Annotated in this window: 19 protein-coding genes; 6 read left to right on the top strand and 13 right to left on the bottom strand. The window is 61.6% G+C overall.

Going from position 1 to position 26731, the window contains the following annotated elements; genetic code table 11:
- Window positions 1–19: 19 nt before the first annotated feature.
- Window positions 20–3349, bottom strand: a complete 3330-nt coding sequence (gene mscK, locus ACTG2O_RS19745; protein ID WP_005359039.1) for a mechanosensitive channel MscK — start codon at window positions 3347–3349, stop codon at window positions 20–22.
- Window positions 3350–3499: 150 nt separating this feature from the next.
- Window positions 3500–4912, bottom strand: a complete 1413-nt coding sequence (gene pykF, locus ACTG2O_RS19740) for a pyruvate kinase PykF (protein WP_031227651.1) — start codon at window positions 4910–4912, stop codon at window positions 3500–3502.
- A gap of 308 nt (window positions 4913–5220) precedes the next feature.
- Here pykF and ACTG2O_RS19735 point away from each other — a divergent pair, with 308 nt between their 5' ends.
- Window positions 5221–5457, top strand: coding sequence for a hypothetical protein (locus tag ACTG2O_RS19735; protein ID WP_439976521.1), 237 nt, complete (start codon window positions 5221–5223; stop codon window positions 5455–5457).
- Window positions 5458–5630: 173 nt separating this feature from the next.
- Entirely contained in the window at window positions 5631–6395 is a 765-nt protein-coding gene (locus ACTG2O_RS19730; protein ID WP_213389910.1) for a DODA-type extradiol aromatic ring-opening family dioxygenase, read from the top strand.
- 93 nt (window positions 6396–6488) lie between these two features.
- Here ACTG2O_RS19730 and ACTG2O_RS19725 read toward each other — a convergent pair whose 3' ends face one another.
- The 3 genes from ACTG2O_RS19725 to ACTG2O_RS19715 all read right to left on the bottom strand — a co-directional run bounded on the left by ACTG2O_RS19725 (window position 6489) and on the right by ACTG2O_RS19715 (window position 11996).
- The gene (locus ACTG2O_RS19725; protein WP_439976520.1) at window positions 6489–10241 is read right to left on the bottom strand and encodes an AAA family ATPase; all 3753 of its coding nucleotides are present in this window, start codon (window positions 10239–10241) and stop codon (window positions 6489–6491) included.
- Window positions 10238–11464 (bottom strand): exonuclease SbcCD subunit D C-terminal domain-containing protein, encoded by a 1227-nt coding sequence (locus tag ACTG2O_RS19720; protein WP_236320312.1) that lies wholly within the window; start codon window positions 11462–11464, stop codon window positions 10238–10240. The genes ACTG2O_RS19725 and ACTG2O_RS19720 overlap by 4 nt, the downstream gene beginning before the upstream one ends.
- 103 nt (window positions 11465–11567) lie before the next feature.
- Entirely contained in the window at window positions 11568–11996 is a 429-nt protein-coding gene (locus ACTG2O_RS19715) for a GNAT family N-acetyltransferase (protein ID WP_005338252.1), read from the bottom strand.
- 177 nt (window positions 11997–12173) lie between these two features.
- On the opposite strand from ACTG2O_RS19715, the gene rdgC reads away from it, so the two are divergent.
- Both rdgC and ggt read left to right on the top strand, forming a co-directional pair.
- The gene (gene rdgC / locus ACTG2O_RS19710) at window positions 12174–13085 is read left to right on the top strand and encodes a recombination-associated protein RdgC (RefSeq protein ID WP_005347467.1); all 912 of its coding nucleotides are present in this window, start codon (window positions 12174–12176) and stop codon (window positions 13083–13085) included.
- Between the two features lie 177 nt (window positions 13086–13262).
- Window positions 13263–15044 carry a gamma-glutamyltransferase gene (gene ggt / locus ACTG2O_RS19705; protein WP_439976519.1) on the top strand — a complete coding sequence of 594 codons (1782 nt, stop codon included), beginning with the start codon at window positions 13263–13265 and terminating at the stop codon, window positions 15042–15044.
- A gap of 64 nt (window positions 15045–15108) precedes the next feature.
- On the opposite strand, the gene ACTG2O_RS19700 is transcribed toward ggt, so the two are convergent.
- From ACTG2O_RS19700 to ACTG2O_RS19670, 7 genes are all read right to left on the bottom strand, one after another.
- Window positions 15109–15579, bottom strand: a complete 471-nt coding sequence (locus tag ACTG2O_RS19700) for an FKBP-type peptidyl-prolyl cis-trans isomerase (protein ID WP_005347462.1) — start codon at window positions 15577–15579, stop codon at window positions 15109–15111.
- Between the two features lie 174 nt (window positions 15580–15753).
- Window positions 15754–16902 carry a Na/Pi cotransporter family protein gene (locus ACTG2O_RS19695; RefSeq protein WP_160880690.1) on the bottom strand — a complete coding sequence of 383 codons (1149 nt, stop codon included), beginning with the start codon at window positions 16900–16902 and terminating at the stop codon, window positions 15754–15756.
- 307 nt (window positions 16903–17209) lie between these two features.
- Entirely contained in the window at window positions 17210–18556 is a 1347-nt protein-coding gene (locus tag ACTG2O_RS19690) for an APC family permease (RefSeq protein ID WP_058057766.1), read from the bottom strand.
- The gene (locus tag ACTG2O_RS19685) at window positions 18556–18696 is read right to left on the bottom strand and encodes a hypothetical protein (RefSeq protein WP_005338239.1); all 141 of its coding nucleotides are present in this window, start codon (window positions 18694–18696) and stop codon (window positions 18556–18558) included. Before ACTG2O_RS19685 ends, ACTG2O_RS19690 begins: the two co-directional genes overlap by 1 nt.
- Before the next feature lie 663 nt (window positions 18697–19359).
- Window positions 19360–20709 (bottom strand): APC family permease, encoded by a 1350-nt coding sequence (locus ACTG2O_RS19680; protein ID WP_005359067.1) that lies wholly within the window; start codon window positions 20707–20709, stop codon window positions 19360–19362.
- Between the two features lie 366 nt (window positions 20710–21075).
- Window positions 21076–22365, bottom strand: a complete 1290-nt coding sequence (gene gabT, locus ACTG2O_RS19675; RefSeq protein WP_439976518.1) for a 4-aminobutyrate--2-oxoglutarate transaminase — start codon at window positions 22363–22365, stop codon at window positions 21076–21078.
- Between the two features lie 124 nt (window positions 22366–22489).
- Window positions 22490–23953, bottom strand: coding sequence for an NAD-dependent succinate-semialdehyde dehydrogenase (locus tag ACTG2O_RS19670; protein ID WP_439976517.1), 1464 nt, complete (start codon window positions 23951–23953; stop codon window positions 22490–22492).
- A gap of 413 nt (window positions 23954–24366) precedes the next feature.
- Between ACTG2O_RS19670 and puuR the strand changes: the two genes are divergently transcribed.
- Window positions 24367–24969 (top strand): HTH-type transcriptional regulator PuuR, encoded by a 603-nt coding sequence (gene puuR / locus ACTG2O_RS19665; RefSeq protein ID WP_439976516.1) that lies wholly within the window; start codon window positions 24367–24369, stop codon window positions 24967–24969.
- Between the two features lie 45 nt (window positions 24970–25014).
- On the top strand, window positions 25015–26292 hold the full coding sequence (locus ACTG2O_RS19660) for an NAD(P)/FAD-dependent oxidoreductase (RefSeq protein ID WP_139441714.1): 1278 nt from the start codon (window positions 25015–25017) through the stop codon (window positions 26290–26292).
- A 127-nt stretch (window positions 26293–26419) separates the two neighbouring features.
- Here the strand turns inward: ACTG2O_RS19660 and ACTG2O_RS19655 are convergent, their stop codons facing one another.
- Window positions 26420–26668 carry a DUF3297 family protein gene (locus ACTG2O_RS19655; RefSeq protein WP_005338226.1) on the bottom strand — a complete coding sequence of 83 codons (249 nt, stop codon included), beginning with the start codon at window positions 26666–26668 and terminating at the stop codon, window positions 26420–26422.
- Window positions 26669–26731: the final 63 nt, after the last annotated feature.

Here is a 26731-nt window from a genome sequence, read left to right as displayed (position 1 = left end):
AGATCAATGCAGTTCGCTATCAGGCTGGCTGCTTGCCATCTTCCGCGGGCGGCGGCAGAGCGGCGGAGTTGGACTCCACCTTCTGCTCTTCGCCCTGCATGTTCTTGATGTAGACATCCATCTGGTTGAAGGCGATCTCGATGCCGTTCTCGCGGAACAGCTGGTCGATCTTGCGGTTCAACTCGTCCACCGCCGGGTTGCGATCCCCCAGTTCGCTCACGAAGAAGCGCAGCTCGTGATCCAGGGTGCTGGCGCCAAAGGTGAGGAAGTAGACGATGGGGGCCGGGTCTTTCAGCACCCGACTGTTTTCGTCGGCCGCCTGTTTGAGCAGGGTGCGGGTCAGCTCCAGATCCGAGCCATACGCCACGCCCACCCGTACGATCACCCGGGTGACGGTGTCACTCAGCGACCAGTTGATGAGCCGTTCTGTCATCAGCTGCTGGTTGGGGATGATCACCTCTTTGCGGTCGAAGTCGGTCAGGGTGGTGGCGCGAATGCGGATCCGCGAGACGGTACCGGAGAAGGAGCCGATGGTGACGGTGTCACCGATCCGCACCGGACGCTCGAACAGGATGATGATGCCGGAGACGAAGTTGGAGAGGATCTCCTTCATGCCGAAACCGATACCGACTGACAGACCACCCGCTACCCACTGCAGCTTGTCCCACTGCACGCCCATCATGGAGAGAGCGGTCAGGGAGCCGAAACCGATCAGCACGTAGTTGAGCATGGTGGTGATGGCGTAGGCGGTCCCCTGAGCCAGGTTGAGCTTGGAGAGCACCAGCACCTCCAGCAAGCCCGGCAGGTTGCGCGCCAGTGACCAGGCACCGCCGAGCAGCAGGAAGCCGATCAGCACGTCACTCAGGCTGATGGGGAACAGCACGGCGTTGGCGCCGGTGCCTTCACTGCGGTGCCACAGCACCATGCTGTCGAGGTAAGAGAATACCGCGACCAGATCGGACCAGAGCCAGTAGAAGGCGACGCCAAAGATCAGCATCAGCACGGTACGGGTCAGACGCAGGGACTGCTGGCTGACATCCTCCAGATCCATGGGCTGCTCTTCGATAGACTCGCCCCCTTCCGCATCTTCCGAAGATTTGTGCTCACGCTTGGCCACCGCACGGCGGTAGGCCAGACGACGGGCAGCCAGCTCCAGACCACGCAGGGCGGTGCGGTAGACCAGGCTCCAGATGATGATGAGGTAGAAGGATTCGATCAGGCGACCGGTCAGCTTCAGCGCGGTGTAGTAGTAACCGAGCACCGCCAGCACGATCAGCGCCACCGGCGCCAGCGCCAGGGCGATGGCGATCAGCGACTTCTGCATGCTCGCCTCGCCCTTGATGCGGGCGCGGGAGATGGGGAACACCAGATAGGCGGCCAGCCCCAGCAGGGTCAGGGTCATGGCCTGGCCGATCACGTCGTTGCCCAGGGTGGAGGGTTCAACCACCGCCTTGGTCGCGAGCATGATGAGCGGCAGCAGTGGCAACCAGATGTAGCGCATGCTGTTACGCTTGGCCTGCAGCTCCGCTTTCGGGATCCGGAAGTGGGTTTCGGCGATGCCGCCCGGGCGCATCACCGCCAGATAGACGCTGAACACCAGATAACCGAGGGCGAGGTTCAGGGTGATCTGGAACATCAGCTTGGGACTGAGCAGACCGCAGTAGGTGAGCAGCAGACCGCCAGCCAGAATGAACATGCTGCCCGGCAGGCGTTGCAGCACGGTATAGAGCAGGGCGCGCGGGGTGTGCCACTGGCTGTCCTGACGGAAACGGCCAAGGTCCTTGGTGATCTTCTTCTCGCGCTCAACCAGCGCCGGACGTTTCCAGACCAGCAGGCCGCCGATGAGCAGCAGCGGGAAGGCGAGCAGGGAGATCCCCAAGAGCTCTTCGCGCCAGCGTTTCCAGTCCGGTTTCAATACCCAGTCGGAGGCCTGTTTGTAGGCCTGGGCGGGCCAGCTGATAAACCACTTGCTGTCGATGGGCTTGTTGCTGCTTACCCAGAAGATGTGTTGCTGCAGGGTAAATTCGATAGAGGCATAGACCCGCGCCAGCTGCTGCTGGGTCAGCTGCAGGCTGATGGCGTTGGTAAGCTGGCTGTCGAGTTGGCGGTTGAGCTGATCGAGCAGATTGATGCGGGTATCGAGCAGCTTGGCAAGGCTCTCCTTGTCCTCCTCGCTGACCGGATCCTTGCTGCCGGCGATCAGATTGTCCAGATAGAGGTTCTTCTGGAACAGCTGGTCACGCTGCTGGCTCAGTTCAAACTGGGCCAGATGGAGATCGGCGATCTGCTCTTCCAGGTTTTTGACGGCGATGGTGGGCGCCGCCTCCAGCTGCTGGTAGAGCTGATAGAGGATGCGTGACAGCAGCAGATTGCCCTTGAGCATTTGCACCTGTTCATTGAGGTTGCGCTCGGTCTGGATGCCGCGCTCCAGCCAGCTCTTGGCTTGCAGGTTTTTCTGGACCAGCGAGTTGAGGCTGGTAGTGGCACCGATCAGCTGCTGGCTGAGCTGGTGATTGAGCTCCTGCTCTTTTTGCACCAGCGGGCTGTCTTCGGTCGCCACCAGTTCACCGGTCTGCTCGGCGGTTTTTTCGGTGTCGCCGAGGCGCTTGGCGCTGCTCTGATCCTGCAACAGCTGCAGTTTCTGCTCTTCGCTGGCGAGACGGGCACTCTGGTAGTCGCGCTGCTTGATCGCCAGATCCTGCATGCTGGTACGGTTATCCAGCTCCTTTTGCAGATGGGCCAGTTGCAGGTCGAGCAGGGCCAGTTCGGCACCGAGCTTCATCTTCTCGGCGCTGGAGACGCTTTCACCGGCGTTGAGGCGGGTACGGATCTCCTGACTGCGCTGGTAGGCACGGCTCATGCTGGCCTGGGCTCGCTCCGGCAGTGTCTGCAAGCTGGTGAGCTGGCTGCCGATGGCGCCGAGGGCCTCCTGGGCCGCCTGCATGTTGGCCAGCACTTCCGGCTGACGGCTGTCGAGCTCTGCCAGACTCATGCTGGCGTATTCGCTCTTGATCTGCTCGGCACTCTTGCCCTTGGTCAGGGCATCGAGCTTGGCGCTGATCTCTCTGAGTTCGGTGGGCAGGTTGCGGATCCGCTGGGCCTGGGTCTTGGCCTTCGCCTCCTCCTTGTCGATGCTGTCGAGCAGGCCGAGGGTTTCGGTCAGCAACTTCTGATCTGCTTGCTGACTGACGGTCAGGGTCTCTGATTTACCCAGACCATCCAGCGCTCGCTGAACTGCGTTGCGAGAGGGGACATCTTGCGCCATGGCTTGCGGGACGCAGAGGCTGGCGAGGAGACAGAGCAGCGGCAACAGGGTGGCCGAGACTCTTTTAAAACGTATTGAGGGCATATAACTTCCGGGTTATTACGCGATATTCGGGAGATTTCCCGCATAGATTAAATTCGCGTGGATTCTAACACCGGGCTTGGCAGGTAAGCAGGGGGGAGGGACAAAAAAAACGGCGCCCGCAGGCGCCGTTTTCAACTCGTTCAGCTCTGATTAAAGAACGTGAACAGAAGCGGTGTTGGTGGTGCCGCTCGGTACCAGAGCACCGGAGACCATCACAACCACGTCACCTTTCAGACCCATGCCGATTTCCAGCGCGGCTTCTTTACCGATGCGATAGAAATCGTCGGTAGAGGCGATGCTGTCAACCACGTGAGCAACCACACCCTTGGTCAGAACCAGCTGGGCAGCAGTTTTCTTGTTGGTGGTGATAGCCAGGATCCAGGCTTTCGGGAAGTACTTGCGAATGGCCTTGGCAGATTTGCCGCCTTCGGTAGCGACCACGATCAGCGGGGCATCCAGCTTCTCGGAGGTCTCTACGGCGCCTTTACATACGGCTTCGGTGATGCGCAGCTTGTTGCTGTCGTTGGCAGCAGACAGGTTGGACGGCATCACGGCATCGGTACGCTCGCAGATGGTGGCCATGATGGTCACGGCTTCCAGCGGGTACTTACCCTTGGCGGATTCACCGGACAGCATGACTGCGTCGGTACCGTCCAGGATGGCGTTGGCCACGTCACCAGCTTCGGCGCGGGTCGGACGCGGGTTCTTGATCATGGAGTCCAGCATCTGGGTGGCAGTGATAACCACTTTGCGGGCTTTGTTGCACTTGGCGATGATCATCTTCTGGGCGAAGATAACTTCTTCAACCGGGATCTCTACACCCATGTCGCCACGAGCAACCATGATGCCGTCGGAAACAGCCAGGATCTCGTCGAAGTTGTCCAGACCTTCCTGGTTTTCGATCTTGGAGATGATCTGGATGTTCTCGCCACCGTGGGCTTTCAGGTGCTCACGGATTTCCAGAACGTCTTCTTTCTTGCGGATGAAAGAAGCAGCAACGAAATCAACGCCTTGCTCGCAACCAAAGATCAGGTCGCGCTTGTCTTTCTCGGCCAGGGCCGGCAGCTTGATGGAGACGCCCGGCAGGTTAACGCCCTTGTTCTCGCCCAGGTCACCGTTGTTCAGCACTTTACAGATAACTTCGCGCTCGGTGATTTCGATAACGTCCAGACCGATCAGGCCGTCATCAACCAGGATGCGGTTGCCGACGCGCAGATCGTTGGCGAAACCTGCATAGGTCACGGCCACTTTGTCTTTGTTGCCAACCACGGTCTGGTCGGTGGTGAAGGTGAAAGTCTGGCCAGCGACCAGCGCGACGTCGTTGCCGCCTTCCAGCTTCATGGTACGGATTTCCGGACCCTTGGTGTCCAGCAGGATAGCTGCGTGCTTGCCGGTCTCGGCCATTACAGCGCGCAGGTTGCTGATGCGGCTGCCGTGCTCGGCGTAGTCACCGTGGGAGAAGTTCAGGCGCATGACGTTCATGCCGGCGTCCAGCATTTTGGCCAGCATTTCTTTGGATTCGGTCTTCGGACCGATGGTGCAGACAATTTTGGTCTTTTTCATGTCAATCTTCATGGTTAAGGAATTTCCGCCGAGCAATATACACCAGTTTTTGGAATCTTTTTATGATCCAGAAACAACGTTTTGACCAGATAACGTTTTCTTTTCAGGGATAACGTTTTCCTGTGAGTCACATTTTAGAGCATACGGCCACAGGTTCGGGCTGAAGGGATACAAATGTTGCCATCTGTGGTTGTTTGGCCGGGTTGAGGTTCAGATGTTGTAAAATGACCACCCGTCCGCTGTCACCGTCTTGTCACCGTCTTGCGCAAAAATGTTAGTTCATTGGCGCAAGGGTGAAGGAGCTCGGGATGAAAAACAGCCATGAAACCGGATGGGCTCTTCTCTTGCTGGGCGCCGCCCTGCTGCTGGTTCAGACACTGCCAGCCCGCTACTGGCCTGACAATGCCGGTCTGCTGGCGATCTTCTCCCATCCAGTGAAAGGGGCGGCGGCCGCCGAGGGATTGGCGTGGCGAGAGTGGCAGGATCACAGTGCAGCGACCTGGATGGCGCTTCGTGTAGCCCGACCGCTGCCGGATGCTCCTTAGCCTTGATATCTATTGCTGTTTACCTGTCGTGAAGGCGTGAAATTATCAACCATTAGTTGATAGTTCTTATCTATCTTGCTGGATTGTCCACCTTTCATGGCGGGAGGATAATCGATTCCAACAGCGATATCCCCTCCGGTATCGCCCCCTGATACTTTGTTGGAGTCCGCTTTATGTCCCTTGCCCCCGTCTGGTTTATCTCTCACGGCGCACCGGATCTGGTGCTGCGTGAGCAACCCGCCACCCGCTTTCTGCGAACCCTGCGTCTGGGTGAGCTCAAGGGGCTGGTGGTCATCTCCGCCCACTGGTTCAGCCGCGAGCTACAGATCAACGTCGAGCCCAAACCGGCCTTGATGTACGACTTTTACGGTTTTCCCGAGCCCCTCTACCGGATGCGCTGGCCTGCCAGCAGCCCCGAGTGGCTGCAACAAGGGGTGAGCGACCAGCTGGCACTGGCCGGACTGACCGCCACCCCGGTGCGGCGCGAGCTGGATCACGGGGTCTGGTCGCCGCTCTCCCTGATCGACCCAAACAGCGAGATCCCGCTGGTGCAGATCTCCATTCCCGCGAGCTTCACCCCGGCCCAGTTGTGGCAGTTGGGAGAGGTGCTGGGGGCGCTGCGCAGTCAGGGGATTGGCATCCTTGCCTCCGGCGCCATCACCCACAACCTGCGGGCGCTGGCACCGGAAGGCTCGCCAGTGCCGGAGTGGGCCAGCCAGTTTGTCGACTGGCTGGAGCAGAAGATGGCCGATGAGGATCGGCTGGCGCTGCTCGACTATCGCCAGCAGGCTCCCGGAGCAGTGGAGTCCCATCCCCACGACGACCACCTGCGCCCGCTCTTTGTGGCGTTGGGGGCGGCCGATGGTGCGGCACCGACCCGGCTGCACGAGAGCTGGGATGGCGGCAGCCTCTATATGGGCGCCTACCGCTTCGGCTGATAGCCTCTCAACAAGACCCCGCCAATTGGCGGGGTCTTGTTATTTACGGCGTGGGGGTTGAGCCGATGGTACTGGTGATTGAGCCGAAGGCTCTTAGGGAACCACTACCCGGCTCTCGCCGCCGCCGAGGGCTTCGACCCTGATCTGCACGCCGATCCGCTCCACCAGGGTCTGGACGTGGGAGATGACCCCGATCTGGCGACCGGCGGCCTGCAGGGAGTCGAGGCTGGCGAGCGCCAGATCCAGGCTGTCCGGATCCAGGGTGCCAAACCCTTCGTCAATAAACAGCGACTCGACCTGGGTCTGCCGTGACGAGAGGCTGGAGAGCGCCAGCGCCAGCGCCAGCGACACCAGAAAACTCTCGCCGCCGGAGAGGGAGTCCACCGAGCGCACCTCATCCCCCATGTCGAGATCCACCACCTGCAGCGCCAGATCGGTGCCGGGTACCCGCTCCAGCCGGTAGCGCGGTGATAGTTCGGCGAGCTGGGCGTTGGCTTCCAGCAGCAGACGCTCGAGGGTGAGGCTCTGGGCGAAGGTGCGGAACTTGGCGCCGTTGGCTTGCCCGATCAGATCGCACAGCTGCTGCCAGTGGTCGGCCACTGCCTGCTGGGCGGCCAGCTCCTGTTGCAGGCTACCGGCCTTGAGAGCGGCGGCTTCGGCCTGTGCCAGCTTGCTCTTGCACTCGAACAGCTGCTCTTCAAGGGCGCGACAACGGGCATCGAGTGCCGCCAGTTGATCGCTCAGCTTTGCATCCGGCAGGGCAGCCAGCTCGGGGTGGTGCTCGCGATAGCGATCCCGCTTGCTCTCCTCCAGTGCCAGCGCCCGTTGCCGCTCGGCAAGGCGGGTGCGCGCCTCGCCAAGGGCATCTTCCAACCCTTGCAGGGCAGAGCGGCGAGCCTTGAGTTCATCGGGGCTGATGGCGAGCAGGCGGCGCAGGTCGTACTCGGCAATGCCAAGGGTACTGGCGTGGGCAGCCCAGCGCCCCAGCACCTCCCGCTTGCGGCGGCTGCTGGTCTGCTTTTCCTGCTCCACATGGGTGAGGCGGGTTTTGAGCTCGGTCTGCCGCTCCCGCAGAGCACGAGCGCTGCTTTGCATCAGCTCCAGTTCGCTGGCGAGCTGTTGCAGCCGCTGTTGCCAGCGGCTCTCGACCAGCGGGATCTCCTCGCCATTCAGACAGGCGGCGCGGCTGGTGAGCAGCCCCTGCCGCTGCTGCTCATGCTCCTTGTAGTCCCGCTCGAGTTTGTGCAACAGCTCGCGCTGGGTCTGCAGGCGTGCCTCCTGCGCACTTAGTGCCGGGGTGAGGCTGGCGATCTCGCTGCCCAGCCGCTCCCACTCGCTCTGGCCGTGCAGCCAGGCTTCGCAGGCTCGCTGCCACTCGTGCCACTGCTGGCTGCCGAGCCACTGGCGCCACGGTTGGCCGCCCATCTGTTCGTCGAGGCGGTGGGCGCCCTGTTCGAGGCGCTGGCGCAGAGTCGCCTCCTGCTCACCCATCCCCTTAACTTCCCCTTCCAGCGCGATGCGCTGGCGGTCGGCCTCCTGCCACTGCTGGTCAAACTGCTGGTGCTGGGCTGCCAATTGGCTCAGTTGCTGACGTACCCCTTGCAGCTGTTGCTGACCGAGCTGGGCCTGACGCAGCTGCTGCTGGCTCTGGGCCAACCCCTGCTCCAGCGCCTGGCCACGGCCAAGCAGTGTGCTCATCAGCTCGTTCCACTCAATGGGGCTCTGGCGCAGCGGCAGCGGATGGCCGAGCAGGGTATCGCCCCCCAGCTGTTGCCAGCGCTGGGTCAGCTGCTCGGCGCGGGCTTCCAGCTCCGGCAGATGTTGCTGACGCACCGCCAGCTGGCGGGCCAGCTCCTGACGCTCGCTCTCGCACTGGATGTATTGATGATTGAGCCGATCCCATTCGAGTTCGAGGCTTCTGACCCGCTCCGCCAGCTGACCCAGGATCCCCGCCACTTGTGGTTGGCTCTGGCTGTAGGGGTGCTCCTCGGAACCGCACAGCGGGCAAGGTTCGCCATCGCTCAGGATATGGCGATACTGCTCGAAGCTGGCGATGGCACGGGACTGTTCTAGCGCATGGCGCGCCTCGTCCCGCTGCAGGGCGAGCCGCTCGCGGGCGGGGGCCAGCTCTTCGCCAAGGGTGGCGAGCTTGCCCAGCGCCTGCTCCAGCTGGACAATCTCCTGCTGCAAGCGGCCATGCTGTTCGCCGTGGTTGCGGCCATAGTCGGCCAGCTCCAGCAACTGGCGCAGCTGACCCAGCTGTTCGGTTTGCTGCTGCCACTGCTCCTGCGCCTTGGCGAGGCGGCTCTCCCACTGCTGCTCCTGCAGCTCGTTCTGTTGCTGTTGCAGCCGAGCTTGTTCATGTTGCCAGTAGTCGCGTTCCTGCTGACCTTGCTCCAGCTGGCGCTGCAACTGCTGCAGGGCGCGCAGTTTGTGGTCGCGCAGGGTGAGCAGCTGTTGCAGCTTGTCGGCATCCCCGGCCCAATCCTGCATGGCGGTGAGCAGGGGCTGCCACTGGCGGGCCACCGGCGCCAGCTCCTTGTGTTCTTCGAGCCAAAGGCCCCACTGCTGGTGCTGCTGCTTGAGCAGCTCCACCTGTCTGCTCTGCTCGCGCCAGCCCTGCTCCAGCGTGAGTTGCACTTCTCGCTCCTGTGCCCCCTCCTGCTGGATCTTCTGCAACTGCTGCACTTTCTCCCTGATGCGGGTATCGAGCTCTTGTGCCCGCTTGAGTTCGGATTGCAGGGCACCCCATTCCCGCTCGGCGGCGATCTTCTCCGCCAGCAACTGCTGTTCGGTCAGCGCGCTCTGCTGGGTCTGCTCCTCGAGTTTGGCCAGCTCCGGCCCCAGCTCGGCGATCACCTTCTCCTGCTGCTGTACCTCAAGGGTGAGGCGGGCCAGCTCGTCGTGATCGGCTCGGGCCACCTGGGCCTGTTCGGCACGAGCGAACTCCTCGCGCTCGGGGGCCGCGGCGCCGTGGGCCTGCAGGGCGGCATCGAGCGCCGCCTGTCCCTCGGCGCAGCCCTGCAGCTGGGCGGCAATGCGGCTATTGAGGTCGCGCAAGTCCTGCATCAGCTGCTGTTGCTGCTGTTCGTGCTTGAGGGTGGTGGAGAGGCTCACCTGCTGGCTTACCCAATGCTCGCGGGTCGCTTCATCCATCAGTGCCACGTCGCCGAGGCGCTGGGCGATGGTGGCCAGCTTCTGCTGCTCTTCCCGTGCCCGTTCATAGGTCTGGATGGAGATGGCGGAGTAGAGTTCTGTGCCGGTCATCCGTTCGAGCAGGGCGGAGCGCTCGTTGGCGTCCGATTTGAGGAAGGCGGCAAACTCCCCCTGCGGAAGGATCACCGCGCGGCGGAACTGCTCCCAGGAGAGACCCACCAGCTCGTCGATGCGATCCTGCAGCTCCCGCTTGCTGCCGGAGAAAACCTGCCCTGACTCCACATCGGTCAGGGTTCGCTCCTGCGCCTGAAAACGCCCCTCCGAGCGGTTGCGGGCGCGGCGCACCGCCCAGCGGGCGAGCCAGATGCGGCCATCACAGCCGCGAAACTGCACCTCGGCAAAACCGCTGGCGTGGCCGCGACTGAGGATGCCGCGCACGTCGTTGGCCTTGAGCTTCTCCTCGTCATCCATGCGGCCCACTTCTGCTACGTTCTTGCGATTGGCGATAAAGCGCGGCATCTCGTCGTATAAGGCCAGACAAATGGCGTCGAGCAGGGTGCTTTTGCCTGCGCCGGTGTTGCCGGTGATGGCAAACAGACCGGCGGCGCCGAGCGCCCCCTTGGTAAAGTCGATGGTGAAGGGGCCGGTCAGACTGGCCAGATTCTCACCTGACAGAGACAAGATTTTCATTGGTTTGACTCCTTCACCTGCTCGAGGATCTCTTCAAACGAGGCAACCAGCCCAGCCTCGGGCTCCCCTTCAAACTGGCGCTGATAGCAGAGGCGAAACACCTCGGTGGGGGAGAGCTCATCGAGCCTGCGCCGCTCGCGACCATCGGCCAGTCCTTCTCCCGAGCCCTGATACTGGGTGCTGATGCGGGCCAGACGCACCGGTTTGTCTGCGATGGCCGCCAGAATGCGCTCGCGGATGCGGGCCTCGGGCTTGGGCAGCAGCAGCCGCACTTCGAGGAAGGGTTGTGCCTCTTGTGGACAAGCAGGCAGCTCGAGCGATGCGATGGCGTTCAGCGCGTCGTCGAGGGTGCTCTGGGGCAGGCGGATCATCTCCACCGCGCGGGGCACCGGGATCCGCTCCAATCCGGTCAGTTTCCCCTCTGCAAAGGTCACTTCCAGCACCTGATGGTTGTAGTTGGCTTCGGCAAGCGAGAGCGGTAGTGGCGAACCGCTGTAGTGCACCCCCTCGGCCGGGCTCTGGGCCAGATGGAGGTGGCCGAGCGCCGTGTAGTCTGCACCGGCAAAGAGTTCGGCGGGCAGGGCGTGCTGGTTGCCGCCGAGCACCCGCCGCTCTGACAGTTCCGAGAGCTGGCCCGCCGCCAGATAGGCGTGGCCCATGGCGATGAGTGGCAGATCCTCCCCGCAGCGAGCGCGCCCTTCGGCCAGCACCTCGGCATAGACCTGTCGAACCCCTTCGATCAGCCTGTCTTGTCCTTCTTCCAAAGACTCTACCCGCAGATCGCTGCTGCGCAGGAACGGCACGGCGGCGCACCAGGCGGCAATGTTGCCCTCCCGGTCTTGCAGCGGTACCAGCAGGCGGTCGGTTTCGAGCTTGCCCTCACTGTCGCGGCTGATGCTGCCCACCAGATGCAGATCAAAGGCGCGCAGCAGCTCGTGGGGAGCATCGAGCTTGGAAGGGGAGTCGTGGTTGCCGCCGATCAGCACCATGTTGAGGTGGGGCATCTCGGCGCGCAGCCGCGCCAGAAAACGGTAGAGTTGTTGCCAGGCGCTGGCGGGAGGATTGGCGGTATCGAACAGATCGCCCGCCACCAACAGGGCGTCGATCTCGCGCGCCTTGAGGGTGTCGCTCAGCCAGTCGAGAAAGGCATCGTGTTCAAAACGGCGGTCATGGCCATGAAGTTGATGGCCAAGGTGCCAGTCGGCGGTATGGAGGATTTTCATGAGAAAGCAACCCGGATCCTGGGATGGTGCCGGTGGCACCCGATGGTGACAAGATGAGGATGCCCCGTGCTTTTTTCAAGTAAAACAGGGGGCTGGCATCGATTCAGGCCGGTTCGCAGCACATCCGGTATTGGGGGTGGCCGGTGAGGGGATCGGACTCCTCGGCCTCAATGACGAAGCCGTGGCGGCGATAGAAACGCACTGCCTGATCATTCTCGACAAAGACCCGGGCGTGGAGCGACGCCCCCTGACGCTTGGCCTCCTGCAGCAGGGCGTGGCCGACGCCGCGGCCCTGACGGTCGGGGCGCACAAAGAGGGCGGCGAGATAGTTGTCCACCAGTGCCATGAAACCGAGCAGATCGCCGCGCTCCTCGAACACCCAGATGGCGGCGCGATCGAGATAGCGGGTACGCAGATCCTCCTGGGCCTGCCACCAGCAGGAGGCATCGACGAAATCGTGGGCCTGCAGGGAGGCCAGCAACCAGATTTCGACGATCTCTTCCATGTCTTCCGGGCGACTGGGCCGCAACATACCTTCATCCTTATTAACAATTTACTTTCGCAGTCTAGGAGAACTTGATGAACAAACTGGTGACATAAATGAGACCCTGTGAGGTCGATCGCCCTTTATTTAGCGAGAATGATTGGCTGATCACAAAGCGCCTCTCTAGTACAATGCCCGCCGGACAATCTAGAGACCGAGGACGCCATGTGGTTTAAAAACCTGCAGATTTATCGCTTTACCCGCCCCTTTGACCTGACCGTGGATCAGCTGGAAACCCAGCTGGAAGCCTGTGCCTTCACCCCTTGCGGCAGTCAGGACATCTCCCGTTTCGGGTGGGTCAAGCCCCTTGGCAAATTCGGCTCAACCCTGACCCACTCTGCCTCCGGCCATATCCTCATCTGCGCCCGCAAAGAGGAGAAGATGCTGCCCGGTACCGTGGTCAAGGAGATGCTGGCCGAGAAGGTAGAGGCGATCGAGTTCGAACAGGGACGCGCCCTCAAGAAGAAAGAGAAGGAGGCGTTGAAAGAGGAGATCCTCCACACCTTGCTGCCCCGTGCCTTCAGTCGTACCAGCCAGACCTTCGCCTGGATCAATCCGGCCGACAATTTGATGGTGGTGGATGCAGGTTCTGCCAAGAAGGCGGACGACCTGCTGGCACTGTTGCGCAAATCCATCGGCTCCCTGCCAGTGGTGCCGGTGGCTCTCAAGAACCCGCCCGAGATCACCATGACCGAGTGGTTGAACGAGGGCAATCTGCCCGCCTCCTTCACTCTGGAAGATGAAGCCGAGCTGCGCAGTGCCATGGAGCACGGCGGCATCATCCGCTGCAAGCAGCAGGATCTGATGACGGATGAAATCAAGAACCACTTGGCCAATGACAAGCTGGTGACCAAGCTGGCCCTCAACTGGGGCGAGACCGTCAGCTTCGTGCTGGGGGATGATCTCTCCATCAAGCGTCTGAAATTCAGCGAAGAGCTGCGCGAGCAGAACGACGACGTCACCAGCGAAGATCCGGCCGCCCGTCTGGATGCAGACTTCGCGCTGGTCACCGCCGAGCTGTCCCAGTTTATCCCGGCGCTGTTTGCCGCCCTGGGTGGCGAAGAGCAGTCCATCTAAGCTAACTGGTTCTACCTGATTGAAAAAAACCGCCTTCGGGCGGTTTTTTTATATCTGTTACGGATAGCCATTATTGATAGATAAGTAAGATATTGATCTTGCTCAATAACTTGAGCTACCAGCGCCAATCGTGACATAGTCCCTCTTCATGGTCATAAAACAGACAAGGAGAGTGTCATGTTGCGCAAACCTCTGGGGCTCGCTATCGCCCTTGCCCTGCTGGCCGGTTGTGCCAGTGACAACGGCTTTCACTACACCCCGCCAGCCCAGACCCTGATCGCACCCGAAGCCGCCAGTGGCTGGACCGACAAACAGGGCTGGCAGGGCCATGATTTCATGGTGGCGGCCGCCAACCCGCTGGCGGTGGATGCGGGCTACCAGATCATCAAGGCCGGTGGCAGTGCCGTCGATGCTGCCATTGCGGTGCAGCTGGTGCTGACGCTGGTGGAGCCGCAATCTTCCGGGATCGGTGGCGGGACGCTGCTGCTGGTGTGGGATGGCCACAAGGTGAGTGCAGTGGATGGCCGCGAGACGGCGCCGGCTGCCGCCACCGACCAGCTGTTTATGCAAGATGGCAAGCCGCTGGCGTTTTATGACGGTGTGGTCGGGGGCCGCTCGGTCGGCGTTCCCGGCACCCTGCGCGCTCTGGCACTGGCCCATCAGCGTTATGGCAAGCTGCCCTGGGCTGTGCTGTTCCAGCCCGCCATCACGCTGGCAGAACAAGGATTCGTGATAAGTCCACGGCTGGCCACATTACTGGCCAAGGATCCCTATCTGGCACGGGATCCGCAGGCGCGAGCCTATTTCTATCAGACGGATGGCAGCCCCAAAACGGCGGGCACCCGGCTGACCAACCCGGCGCTGGCCAAGGTGTTGCGCACTCTGGCCACAGAGGGGGTGGATGCCTTCTATCAGGGGCCGCTGGCGGATGCCATGGTGGCCAAGGTTCGCCAGCATCCCACCAATCCCGGGGTACTGGCGGCCACCGATCTGGCCAGCTATCAGGCCAAACTGCGGGATGGCCTCTGCTTTGACTATCGCCAGAGCAAGATCTGCGGTTTCCCCACTCCCTCATCCGGCACTCTGGCACTCGGCCAGATCTTCGGCATGCTGGAGAGCCGCGACATGGCGGCCCTCAAGCCGCTCACCACGAAGGAGGGGGGACTGGCTGCTTCCAGCGAGGCTATCCATCTCTACAGCGAAGCGGCGCGTCTGGCCTTCGCCGATCGCAACCAGTACGTCGCCGACCGCGATTTTGTCAGCGTGCCGGTGCAGGGGCTGCTGGACAAGGGCTATCTGGCCGAACGCGGCAAACTTGTCGGTCAGCACTCCATGGGGATTGCCAAGCCCGGTACGCCGCCACTGGCGCTGGCACGCGGCAAGGATGCGACTCCGGAACTCCCCTCTACCAGCCATGTCTCGATCGTCGACAAGGCGGGGATGGCCATCTCCATGACCAGCTCCATCGAGGATGGTTTCGGATCGCGTCAGATGGTCAACGGCTACCTGCTCAACAACCAGCTCACCGATTTTTCCTTCACCTCGGTGGATGCCGCCGGTCTGCCAGTGGCAAACCGGGTGGAGCCGGGCAAGCGGCCCCGATCCTCCATGTCACCCCTGCTGGTGTTTGACAAGCCAAGCGGCGAGCTGACCATGACGCTGGGCTCGCCGGGGGGCTCAGCCATCATCAACTACGTGGGCAAGACCCTGCTCGGCACTCAGGATTGGGGCCTGAACCTGCAACAGGCCATCAACCTGCCCAACTTTGGCAGCCGCAACGGCCCCACCGAGCTGGAAGCGGGGCGCACCCCCATGTCGGTGGTCGAGGGATTGAAGGCGAGGGGACACGAGGTGGTATTGAACGAGCAGACCTCCGGCCTGCAGGGGGTTGAGCGCAACGCTGGCGGCTGGTTTGGCGCTGCGGATCCGCGCCGGGAAGGGATCGCCAAGGGGGAGTGAGGTTCCCATAGCAACAAGGCCAGCATAATGCTGGCCTTGTTGTTGATGGAGCGTGACGGAGCGCTTACTGGATACCCAGCAGCTCCACGTCAAAGATCAGGACTGATCCCGGCGGGATTTTGCCAGCGGCGCGGTCGCCGTAGGCGAGGTTGGCGGGGATGTAGAAACGGGTCTTCTCACCTTCCACCATCAGCTGTACCCCTTCGGTCCAGCCAGCGATCACCTGATTGAGGCCAAACTCGATGGGCTCGCCACGGGCGACCGAGCTGTCAAAGACTGTGCCGTCCAGCAGCTTGCCCTCGTAGTGCACCTTCACCTTGCTGGTGGCGGTGGGGTGAACGGTGCCGGTGCCCGGGGTCAGCACTTCGTACTGCAGGCCGGAGGCGGTGGTGGTCACCAGCGGCTTCTCCTTGTTGCTGGCGAGGAACTCGGCGCCAATCCGCACGTTGTCAGCCGCCAGCTTCTTGTTGTTGCTGCTGGAGTAGAAGTAGTAGGCAACACCGGCGATGAGCAGTGCGATCAGTATGAATTTCATCGGTTTTTCCTGTTCCATGAAATGTAAAAAGTGCAATGAGGACGCCATCTTATCGCGCACCGTCCCTGATGGCGAGCCACAGGGCGGGAGGATGTGAGCGGGCAGGCAAAGCTCGGAGACGCAGACGCAAAAAGGGGCGAGTCGGTGACTCGCCCCTCGTCATGGCGGCGGCGCTTACTTGGCGGCTACCATCATCAGGGCGGGCAGGGCGAAGAAGAGACCCGTCACATAACCCAGAGCCAGCAGCTTGTTCTCGCTGCCTACCCGGGCCAGCCCCTCGGCGGCGCGCACCGGCAGGTCGCGCAGGAAGGGGATGCCATAGATGATGACTACGGCAAAGAGGTTGAACAGCACGTGGACCAGCGCGATGGTCAGGGCAAGCTGGGCACCGGCTCCGCTGATGGCGGTGGCAGCCAGCAAGGCGGTAATGGTGGTCCCGATATTGGCTCCCAGGGTGAAGGGGTAGAGCTGACGGGTGCTGAACACGCCGCCGCCGGCCAGCGGGATCATCAGGCTGGTGGTGGTGGAGGAGGATTGCACCATGATGGTCACCAGCGCACCGGAGGTGATGCCGGTCAGCGGGCCACGGCCCAGCGCCTTGTGCAGCAGCTCTTTGGCACGGCCAACCAGTACCTGTTGCAGTACTTTGCCGAGATAAGTGACGCAGGCGAGGATCAGCAGGATGCCGATGACGATAGTGGCGATGGCGGCACCCTTGCCCGGCAGGAAGGCAACGGCGCTGTCAATCAGCTGCTGGGCCGGTGCGGTCAGCGGCTTCATGAAGTCCATGCCCTTCATCGACATGTTGGCGGAGCCTACCAGCAGGTTGGCCAGCCACTCGGCGCTGTGTTGCAGCAGACCGAACATCAGCTCCAGCGGCAGGAAGATGAACACCGCCAGCAGGTTGAAAAAGTCGTGCACAGTGGCGGCGGCGAAGGCGCGGCGGAACTCGGCGCGATCCCGTACATGGCCCATGGAGACGATGGTGTTGGTGATGGTGGTGCCGAGGTTGGCACCCATTACCATGGGGATGGCCATGCCGATGGGCAGGCCGCCAGCCACCAGACCAACGATCACCGAGGTGACGGTGCTGGAGGATTGCACCAGCGCGGTAGCGAGAATACCCAGCAGCAGGGCGACAAAGGGGTTGTTGGCAAAGGCGAAGATCTGGGCTGCGCCCTCGGCGCCGCCGGAGAAATCTTTGAAGCCGTGGGAGATGGCGCCCACGGCAACCAGGATCAGGTAGACCAGTACGATGACACTCATCCAGTTGAACAGGGCGCGGGTCGCGGGCGGCTGTGACAAGGAGTGATGGTGTTGCATAAAGCCTCTTGAGACGGTCGTTCCGTCTTGGGTTGTTGATGACCCGCGCATTTAATCAGTGGTTAATGACAGAAATATGACAAGGTGACACTTTTATGATGGTTTTATGACTTGCTTTGGTGGTTTGCTCGTCAATAGATGATGGGGATGGCGAGAAATATGGCTGGTGGCGCCATCCACCCTGTCTGTTCCTTGCCGACCAAGCAAGTACGGGAGAGTGGCAATAGTCGAGCCCCATATTCAGCCCGTCAAATAGCAAGAAGGGGAGCCATGGCTCCCCTTCTGTCTATCCGTTATCCGCAAAGGATCAGGCGTCAGCCGCCTCTTCGTACTGACGGAACGGGATGCGGAACACCGCCAGACGCAGGAACAGATAGGTTGCGCCGAGGCCCGCCCAGATCAGGCCCAGCTCGAGGGAGCTCTGCTCCAGGTTGATCCACAGAGCACCTATGGTGGCGGCGCCGAGCAGCGGCATCAACAGGTAGATGACGTGATCCTTGAGAGTCTTGTTGCGCTTCTCGCGCACCCAGAACTGACCGATCACCGACAGGTTGACGAAGCTGAACGCCACCAGTGCGCCGAAGTTGACCAGCGCCAGTGCGGTATCCAGATCAAACGACACGGCGGAGAGGGCCAGACCACCCACCATCAGCACGTTGATGGCCGGGGTGCGGTATTTCGGGTGGATGTAGCCAAATACCCGCTCCGGGATCATGCGATCACGCCCCATCACGTAGAGGATGCGCGACACACCGGCGTGAGCCGCCATGCCGGAGGCCAGTACCGCGACCGTGGTGCAGACCAGAACAACGGACTGGAAGAAGGTGCCGCCAACGTAGAGGGCGATCTCCGGCAATACCGCATCCGGATGCTGGAAGCGGGCGAGGCTCGGGAAGTAGAGCTGCAGGCAGTAAGAGACCACCACGAAGATGATGCCGCCGATAAGGGCAGTCAGCACGATCGCCTTGGGGATCACCTTGCCAGCGTTCGGCGTCTCTTCGGAGAGGGAACTCAGACCGTCAAAGCCCAGGAACGAGAAGCAGAGGATGGTCGCACCGGTAAAGAGCGGTACCAGCTGTGCTGACTCGAAGTGGAACGGACGGCTGCTCATCAGGGTGCCAGCCCCTTCGCCGTGGTAGATGCCCCACGCCATCAGGCCGATAAAGAGGGTGATGATGGCCAGCTGGATCACCACGATCAGACCGTTGAAGTTGGCGACCAGATTGATGCCGCGCAGGTTCAGGAAGGTCATCACGGTCACCAGACCGAAGATGAACACCCAGGGCTCGACGCCCGGGAACATGGCGGTCAGGTAGATCTTGGCCAGCAGGATGTTGATCATCGGCATGAACATGTAGTCGAGCAGGGAGGACCAGCCGACCATGAAACCGACGTAGGGGTTGAACACCTTCTGGGCATAGGTATAGGCAGAGCCCGCAGAGGGGAACTTGCGTACCAGATGTCCGTAGCTGAGAGCGGTGAGCAGGATGCCACCCAGAGCCAGCAGATAGGCGGTGGCGACCCGGCCATCGGTGATGTCACCGACGATGGCGAAGGTGTCGAAGACAGCCATGGGGGTCAGATAGGCCAGACCCATCACAATCACTTGTGTCAGGGTAAGGGTCTTGAGCAGCTTGGCGTTTTGCGATGCCATTACGCTTTCTCCTCAATCAGTGCCGCAGCACGTGCTTGCAACGAGCGCAGGGATACGATGGATTCGCAAGCCTGTACATCAAGGGCGCCGGGGAGGCGCATACCGGGCTGTACCGGCAGGAAAGCATTAAAACGCCCCATTGTTATCCTCTCAACGTCGGGAGATTGTTTGGCAATCTCGAATATCACTTCCGGAAACGTTCCGGCCTCTTGTGGTGGGTTTGTACTGCACTTCAAAAATACAAAAACCGATGTCGCAGTGAACATCGGTCCTTTATTGGCGGCGTATTGTGCATTCGGTCAGCCCCCTTGACAAGCAAAAAAGGGCGGATTAACGCATTTTTTTGCATACGCACGAGGCAGGTAAGTGGTCACTCGCCCCCTGCAGCCGTCCCCGAGCCGCTCCCCCTTTTTCGGGGGGGAGAGAACCCTGTCATGGCGTATGAAAAATCGGCAAATCGGGGCTGCAGGGTGCATAGCGCCTCAACATTGATCCTGATCATATTTGCCGGCGTTCCCCCGGGCTCGAGTCCAGCGAACTTATCTGCTGGCGGGGGATGGGAGGGGGTGAAGTGGAAAAAGAGTGGTTGCATATCCATTCACATTAATGACTGAGGATAGAAAGCAACGCGGCTCGGGCCATGGCTCGGCGAGCAGCCCGGCTGGGTAGTTATTTGAAATCAGTCACACTTCCTGCACAAACCGCGTTTCTGGCAACCCGTGCTGCTGGCAACCAGAGCGCCGCAAAAACAACAAGGAGCCCGCAGGCTCCTTGTTTTGTATGACGGTATGGTTGAGCCGCGGTTACTGGGCGATCTCCACCTTGTCTGCGGTATGCAGCGGGATGCGGAACACGGTGAGGCGCAGGAACAGGTAGATGGCCCCCAGCGCCGCCCAGATCAGCCCCAGCTCGAAGGAGGAGGGCTCGAGGTTGAGCCACAGTACCCCGATGCAGGCGGCGCCACAGAGCGGCAACAGCAGGTACATCAGGTGATCCTTGAGACACTTGTTGCGGCCCAGCTTCACATAGAAGTGGGCAATCACCGCCAGATTGACGAAGGTGAAGGCCACCAGGGCGCCGAAGTTGATCAGCGCCAGCGCCATCTCCAGATCCAGCGACACCGCAGAGAGGGCCAGCAGGCCGACCAGCAGCACGTTGAACGCCGGAGTCTGCCACTTCGGATGGATGTAGCCGAAGAAGCGGGCGGGCAGGGCGCGATCACGACCCATCACGTAGAGCAGGCGCGATACACCGGCGTGGGAGGCGAGCCCCGAGGCCAGTACCGCTACTGTGGTGCAGACCAGTACCACCGCCTGGAACAGCTTGCCGCCGACATAGAGGGCGATCTCCGGCAATACCGCATCCGGATGCTGGAAGCGGGAGATGTCCGGGAAGTAGAGCTGCAGGAAGTAGGAGGTGGTGACAAACAGCACGCCGCCAATCAGCGCCGTCAGCACGATGGCGCGGGGGATCACCCGATCCGCGTCCGGGGTCTCTTCCGACAGGGTACTGATGGCGTCAAAACCGAGGAACGACAGGCAGAGGATGGAGGCCCCCATCAGCAGCGGCGACACCTGGATCTGCTCGGAGAAGAAGGGACGGCTGCTGGCCACGGTACCCAACCCTTCACCGTTGTGAACGCCCCAGGCGATCAGGCCGATGAAGATGGCGATGATGCTGAACTGCATCACCACGATCAGGCTGTTGAAGTTGGCCACCAGCTTGATGCCGCGCAGGTTGAGAGCGGTCATCACCGCCGCCAGACCGAAGATATAGGTCCAGGGCTCTACGTTCGGGAAGAGGGCTTCCAGATAGATCTTGGCCAGCAGCATGTTGATCATCGGCATGAACATGTAGTCGAGCAGGGAGGTCCAGCCCACCATAAAGCCGACATAGGGGTGAAACACCTTCTGGGCATAGGTATAGGCGGAGCCGGCTGACGGGAACTTGCGTACCAGATGGCCGTAGCTCAGGGCAGTGAACAGCATGCCGATGAGGGCAAACAGGTAGGCGGTCGGCACATGGCCTTCGGTGATTTCGGTAACGATGCCGAAGGTGTCGAACACCGCCATGGGGGTGAGGTACGCCAGTCCCATAACCACGACCTGCCACAGTTTGAGGGTCTTTTTCAGACCAACCTGCTGGGCCGCCATTATGCATGTTCCTCATGCAGTGCCAGAGTGGCACGGTCCATCAACGAAACCGGGAGAGAGGCCCGGGAATCAAGGGCGCCAGGGCGGCGCACACCGGCCATGGCCGGTTGGAAAGCATTGAGATGCCCCATGTTGTTCCTCACTAGACTTGGTGTCGGGAGACTGCTGCCAATCTCGCTATCTTTTCCGGGGGTGATCCGGCCTCGTTTATGGGTGTGTTCACTGTCTAAAAAAGAACCGATGCCATTGTTTTACATCGGTTCTTTCAGTGGCGGCGCATTGTGCATTTGCAGGGCCCCCTTGACAAGAAAAAAAGGGGGCAAAATTGCATTTATTTGCACAGGTAAGTGGTCACTTTCCTGCTGGTCAGGCCAGCACGGCCTCCAGTGATTTTTCAAGGAGTTGCAGCCCCTCGTCAATCACTGCCGCAGGGGCTGTCAGGGGGGCGAGAAAACGGATGACATTTGCGCGCACCCCGCATGAGAGCAGGACCAGACCGCGTTTGCCCGCCTCGGCCACCAGACGTTTGGTGAGGTCGGGATCGGGCTGGCTGGCATCACGGCGTTTCACCAGCTCCATGGCCACCATGGCACCGGGGCCGCGAATTTGACCTATGCAGTCAAAACGCTCGGCTATGCGTTCCAGCCCCGCCTTGATCTGCTCCCCCTGATCCAGCGCTTTCTGGTTGAGTTTCTCCTCGTCGATCACCTGCAATACCGCCAGCGCGGCGGCGCAGGCAATGGGGGAACCGGCATAGGTGCCACCCAGCCCCCCCGGTTTGGCCGAGTTCATGATCTCTGCCTTGCCCACCACCGCCGAGAGGGGGAAGCCGCCAGCCAGACTCTTGGCCAGGGTCATGATGTCCGGCTCGATGCCGGCATACTCGGTGGCGAAGGTCTTGCCGGTGCGGCAAAAACCGCTCTGGATCTCGTCGCAAATCAGCAGAATGCCGTGCTGGTCGCAGACGCTGCGCAGCTTTTGCATAAAGCTTGGGGAGGCGGGATAGAAGCCACCTTCCCCCTGCACCGGTTCGATGATGATGGCGGCGACGCGATTCGGCTCGATATCGGCGCTGAAGCAGAGCTCGAGGGCGTGCAGAGCATCCTCTTCACTCACCCCGAGATAATCGGCGGGGAAGGGGATGTGGTAGACCTCCCCAGGGAAGGGGCCAAAGCCGGTCTTGTAGGGCACCACCTTGCCGGTGAGCGCCATCCCCATCATGGTACGGCCGTGAAAGCCCCCCTTGAAGGCGATGGTGCCGCTGCGGCCGGTGTGGGCGCGGGCGATCTTGATGGCGTTCTCGACCGCTTCGGCGCCGGTGGAGAGAAACAGGGTGCGCTTCGGGGTCGGGCCGTGCACCAGGGCGTTGAGCTTCTCGGCAAGCTCGATATAGCCCGGGTAGGGGGTGACCTGAAAGCAGGTGTGGCTGAACTTTTCCAGCTGCTCGCGCACCGCCGCCACCACTTTCGGGTGGTTGTGGCCGGTATTGAGCACGGCGATACCGGAGGCAAAGTCGATGTAGCGGTTGCCCTCCACATCCCACAACTCGGCATTTTGCGCACGGTCGATAAAGACCGGCAGCAGGGTGCCAACGCCGTTGACCACGGCCGCTTCGCGGCGCGCTTGCCACGCCTTGTTTGATTCTGACTGACTCATCTTTCCTCCCTGAGGGGCCGCAGCCCCCGATATTCCCTGAAAATGTGGCAGGCGTTGTGGCGCCCATCACCGCCGATCAGCCCATCGGGCCAGTTCGGCGGCGCCTTGTCTCTCTGTTGCTGCCCTAGCGAATGGCGCCAAAGCAGAGGTATTTGGTCTCCAGATACTCTTCCAGCCCCTCGGCGGCCCCTTCCCGGCCCAACCCCGACTCCTTGATGCCGCCAAAGGGGGCCAGCTCGGTTGAGATGATCCCCTCGTTGATGCCGACCATGCCGTACTCCAGCTGCTCGGCGACGCGCCACACCCGGGCGATATCGCGGCCATAGAAGTAGGCGGCCAGGCCATAAGGGGTGTCGTTGGCAATGGCGATGGCCTCGGCTTCTGTCTCGAAGCGCACCAGCGGGGCGACCGGGCCAAAGATCTCCTCCTGCAGGATGGGGTTGGTTTTATCCACCTTGCCCAGAATGGTGGGGCGGTAGAAGAGGGGACCGGCGGGGTGAGCTTCGCCCCCCAGCAGCACTTCGGCACCGGCGGCGACCGATTGCTGCACCAGCTCGGCTACCTTGCTGGCGGCAGCCGGGTTGATGAGCGGGCCGATCTGGGTGCCCTCCGCCATGCCATCTCCCACCTTGAAAGCCTTGACGGCGGCAGTCAGCTTCTCGGCGAAGGCGTCATAGACGCTGGCCTGCACCAGAATGCGGTTGGCGCAGACACAGGTCTGCCCGGCGTTGCGGTATTTGGAGGCGAGCGCCCCGGCCACGGCGGCATCGAGGTCGGCGTCGTCAAAGACGATAAAGGGGGCGTTGCCACCCAGCTCCAGCGACAGCTTTTTCATGGTGTCGGCGCACTGGCGCATCAGCAGCTTGCCGATACGGGTGGAGCCGGTGAAGGAGAGCTTGCGCACCACCGGATTGCTGCACAGCTCGTTGCCCACCGCGCTCGCCTGATGGCTGGTGACGATATTGATGACACCGGCGGGGATACCCACCTGCTCGGCAAGCAGCGCCAGCGCCAGCGCACAGAGCGGGGTCTCGGCGGCAGGTTTGATGACGATGGTGCAACCGGCGGCCAGCGCTGGGCCCGCTTTGCGGGTGATCATGGCAATGGGGAAATTCCACGGGGTGATGGCGGCGACCACGCCCACCGGCTGCTTGATGGTGGCCAACCGGCGATCGCCGCTAAAGCCCGGGATGGTGCGGCCATAGGCGCGCTTGCCCTCCTCGGCGAACCACTGGATAAAGCTGGCACCGTAAGCCACTTCCCCCTTGGCTTCCGCCAGCGGCTTGCCCTGCTCGCAGGTCATGATGCGGGCCAGCTCGTCGCTGTGGGCGGTGATGGCGGCAAACCAGGCGTAGAGCTTGTTGCTGCGCTCCTTGGCGGTCAGCGCCGCCCAGGCGGGTTGCGCTGCGTGGGCCGCCGCGATGGCGCGACGGGTATCCTCGGCATCCATATCGGGCACCTGGGTAATGACGGCACCGCTGGCGGGGTTGGTGACCTCGAAGGTGCAGCCGCTGGCGGCCTCGCACCACTGTCCATCTATATAGGCGCGGGATGTGATCAAGCTGGAGTGGGATGTTGTTCCTGACATGAGAAGCCTCGAGTGTGGGTCAGAGCAGCTGGTTGCCGGAGTGAGCCGACCCTTCCTGCGCCGCTGCCGTATAAAATAATAAGCACAGGAAGACCATAATTTGAGCTGAAATGTTTTTCAAGTGTTAAATATATTTGAATTGCTGGGGGGCGCCATGCTAGAAAATGGGCTGTGTAGCGCGCTTTCTCCGGTTCGCTTGCAGGCTGCAAGTGGGCGGACGACCGGGAGATGGTAAATCAGGTGTGCAAAATAATGAACGGCTGTGCTGTGTAACATAGTGAACGGCAAGGGAAAGCTGGTCGGCTATTTTAACCAGCAGGGTAAACAGGCAGCGCCTGATCCGATGCGATCACGCGCAAGCAGGAGAGGCTGATGATGCAAGGATGCAGACATGGCGCAGCAGGGGGCCTTTCATGAGCGGGCCACAGGGCCGGGAGGGCGTGGCTCGACCGTTGAGTGTGGCTGACGCCGGGGCGCGCACCATGGGGGAACGGCTGGCGGCGGTGCGCCATCAGCTGGGGCTCTCCCAGCGGCGAGCGGCCGAGTTGAGCGGCCTGACTCATGGCGCCATCTGCATGATCGAGCAGGACAAGGTGAGCCCCTCGGTCGCCTCCCTGCAAAAGCTGCTCATTATCTACGGCCTGCCGCTGTCGCGCTTCTTCGCCGAGGAGGAGAGCCGCACTCCGGAGGTGGTGATCAAGGCTGATCAGCTGATCGAGCTGGGCAGTCAGGGGGTCTCGATGAAGCTGGTACACAACGGCAACAACCGCCGCCAGCTCGGCTTTATGCTGGAGACCTATCCCCCCGGCACCGACACCGGAGGTCAGGTGACCCATCAGGGGGAGGAGGTCGGCACCGTGCTGGAGGGGTCGGTGATCCTGACGGTGGCGGGCCAGAGTTATCCGCTGGAGGCGGGAGACAGCTATGTGATCGACACCGGCGAGCCCCACAGCTTCAGCAATCCGTCGGGGGAGACCTGTCGCATCGTCAGCGCCCACACCCCGGCGAGCTTTTAATCCTGACAGTAGTTTGGCAACCGAACCGGTAAGGAAACAGGGATCATGACCGAACATGTAAACAGTTACTACGCAGCCAGCGCCAATAAACACGCGCCCTATCCGACATTGACCGAGCAGCTGGAGTGCGATGTCTGTGTCATCGGGGCGGGCTATACCGGCCTCTCCAGCGCCCTGCATCTGGTAGAGAAGGGCTACAAGGTGGTGGTGCTGGAGGCCGCACGAGTCGGCTTTGGCGCCAGCGGTCGCAACGGTGGCCAGATCGTCAACTCCTACAGCCGCGACATCGACACCATAGAAGCGAACTGCCCGCCGGATCAGGCCAGGCTGCTCGGTTCCATGCTGTTTGAGGGGGGCCAGATCATCCGCGAGCGGATCAAGCGCTACAACATCCAGTGCGATCTGCAGGAGGGGGGCGTCTTTGCCGCCGAGACCGAGAAGCAGCTGCACGAGCTCAAATCCCAATACGCCCGCTGGCAGAAGTGGGGCAACGACCAACTGGAGCTGCTCGATGCCAAGGGGGTGCGCGAGGTGGTCGCGAGCGATCGCTACGTCGGCGCCCTGCTCGACAAGAGCGGCGGCCATATCCACCCCCTCAATCTGGCGTTGGGGGAGGCGGAAGCCATTCGCATCCAGGGGGGGCAGATCTTCGAACAATCCGCCGTCACCAGCATCACCCCGGGTCAGCCCGCACTGGTCAAGACCGCCAAGGGGGCGGTGAAGGCGCGCTTTGTGGTGGTGGCGGGCAATGCCTACCTCGGCAATCTGGTGCCGGAACTGGCCAGCAAGAGCATGCCCTGTGGCACCCAGGTGATCGCCACCGAAGTGCTGGGGGAGGAACGAGCCCGGTCACTCTTGCCGCAGAACTACTGTCTGGAGGATTGCAACTACCTGCTCGACTACTACCGCACCTCCGGCGATCACCGGCTGCTCTATGGCGGCGGCGTGGTCTATGGCGCGCGGGATCCGGCGGATATCGAGCGGCTGATCATCCCCAAGATGCTGAAAACTTTCCCGCAGCTGGCGGGGGTCAAGGTGGAGTACACCTGGACCGGCAACTTCCTGCTCACCCTGTCGCGGCTGCCGCAATTTGGCCGCATCGGCCCCAACATCTACTACATGCAGGGCTACAGCGGTCACGGCGTCACCTGCACCCATCTGGCGGGCAAGCTGCTCTCCGAGGTGCTGAGCGGTCAGGCGGAGCGCTTCGATGCCTTTGCCAAACTGCCGCACTACCCCTTCCCGGGTGGTCGCCTGTTCCGTATCCCCTTTACCGCCGCGGGCGCCGCCTGGTACACCTTGCGCGACCGCTTGGGGGTATAAGAGCTGCTCTGCGAGAAATGCGTGCTGGTGGGTGCCGCTTAGATAACGCTGACGCCAGCACCAATACCGGAAACAACAAGGCCACCGCGAGGGTGGCCTTGTTGTTTATCAAGCAGCAGCGCGCTGATTAGCTGTAGAAGGCTTCAACGGTGCCCTTGAGCTTGATCAGGATGGGCTGACCACGGCGATCCAGCGCTTTGGGGGAGGGGATCTTCACCCAACCTTCGCTGATGCAGTACTCCTCGACATCGGTGCGCTCTTTGCCGTTCAGGCGAATACCGATCGGGTGCTCGAAGCAGGCGGCCACATAGTGAGGGCTGCGGGGATTGCAGGAGAGGTGATCCGGCAGAGCCGGTTTGGTGCTGGTATCGCTCATCGATATAACCCGAAATGAATAAAAAGTGGGTCATTGTAGAGAATGCCGCCATGGCATTCAAGG

Origin of the sequence: Aeromonas sp. 61P (assembly GCF_051919545.1) — a bacterium.
GTDB lineage: Bacteria > Pseudomonadota > Gammaproteobacteria > Enterobacterales > Aeromonadaceae > Aeromonas > Aeromonas veronii.
This window is presented reverse-complemented; position numbering and strand designations above follow the sequence as displayed.

Bases quoted from the DNA above. Each gene is read 5' to 3' on its own strand.
- ACTG2O_RS19680 (WP_005359067.1), bottom strand. From the start codon at position 20,709: ATGGCGGCCCAGCAGGTTGGTCTGAAAAAGACCCTCAAACTGTGGCAG.
- ACTG2O_RS19660 (WP_139441714.1), top strand. From the start codon at position 25,015: ATGACCGAACATGTAAACAGTTACTACGCAGCCAGCGCCAATAAACAC.
- ACTG2O_RS19700 (WP_005347462.1), bottom strand. From the start codon at position 15,579: ATGAAATTCATACTGATCGCACTGCTCATCGCCGGTGTTGCCTACTAC.
- ggt (WP_439976519.1), top strand. From the start codon at position 13,263: ATGTTGCGCAAACCTCTGGGGCTCGCTATCGCCCTTGCCCTGCTGGCC.
- ACTG2O_RS19730 (WP_213389910.1), top strand. From the start codon at position 5,631: ATGTCCCTTGCCCCCGTCTGGTTTATCTCTCACGGCGCACCGGATCTG.
- ACTG2O_RS19725 (WP_439976520.1), bottom strand. From the start codon at position 10,241: ATGAAAATCTTGTCTCTGTCAGGTGAGAATCTGGCCAGTCTGACCGGC.
- mscK (WP_005359039.1), bottom strand. From the start codon at position 3,349: ATGCCCTCAATACGTTTTAAAAGAGTCTCGGCCACCCTGTTGCCGCTG.
- ACTG2O_RS19670 (WP_439976517.1), bottom strand. From the start codon at position 23,953: ATGTCAGGAACAACATCCCACTCCAGCTTGATCACATCCCGCGCCTAT.
- ACTG2O_RS19695 (WP_160880690.1), bottom strand. From the start codon at position 16,902: ATGCAACACCATCACTCCTTGTCACAGCCGCCCGCGACCCGCGCCCTG.
- ACTG2O_RS19735 (WP_439976521.1), top strand. From the start codon at position 5,221: ATGAAAAACAGCCATGAAACCGGATGGGCTCTTCTCTTGCTGGGCGCC.
- pykF (WP_031227651.1), bottom strand. From the start codon at position 4,912: ATGAAAAAGACCAAAATTGTCTGCACCATCGGTCCGAAGACCGAATCC.
- gabT (WP_439976518.1), bottom strand. From the start codon at position 22,365: ATGAGTCAGTCAGAATCAAACAAGGCGTGGCAAGCGCGCCGCGAAGCG.
- puuR (WP_439976516.1), top strand. From the start codon at position 24,367: ATGAGCGGGCCACAGGGCCGGGAGGGCGTGGCTCGACCGTTGAGTGTG.
- ACTG2O_RS19715 (WP_005338252.1), bottom strand. From the start codon at position 11,996: ATGTTGCGGCCCAGTCGCCCGGAAGACATGGAAGAGATCGTCGAAATC.
- rdgC (WP_005347467.1), top strand. From the start codon at position 12,174: ATGTGGTTTAAAAACCTGCAGATTTATCGCTTTACCCGCCCCTTTGAC.
- ACTG2O_RS19655 (WP_005338226.1), bottom strand. From the start codon at position 26,668: ATGAGCGATACCAGCACCAAACCGGCTCTGCCGGATCACCTCTCCTGC.
- ACTG2O_RS19720 (WP_236320312.1), bottom strand. From the start codon at position 11,464: ATGAAAATCCTCCATACCGCCGACTGGCACCTTGGCCATCAACTTCAT.
- ACTG2O_RS19685 (WP_005338239.1), bottom strand. From the start codon at position 18,696: ATGGGGCGTTTTAATGCTTTCCTGCCGGTACAGCCCGGTATGCGCCTC.
- ACTG2O_RS19690 (WP_058057766.1), bottom strand. From the start codon at position 18,556: ATGGCATCGCAAAACGCCAAGCTGCTCAAGACCCTTACCCTGACACAA.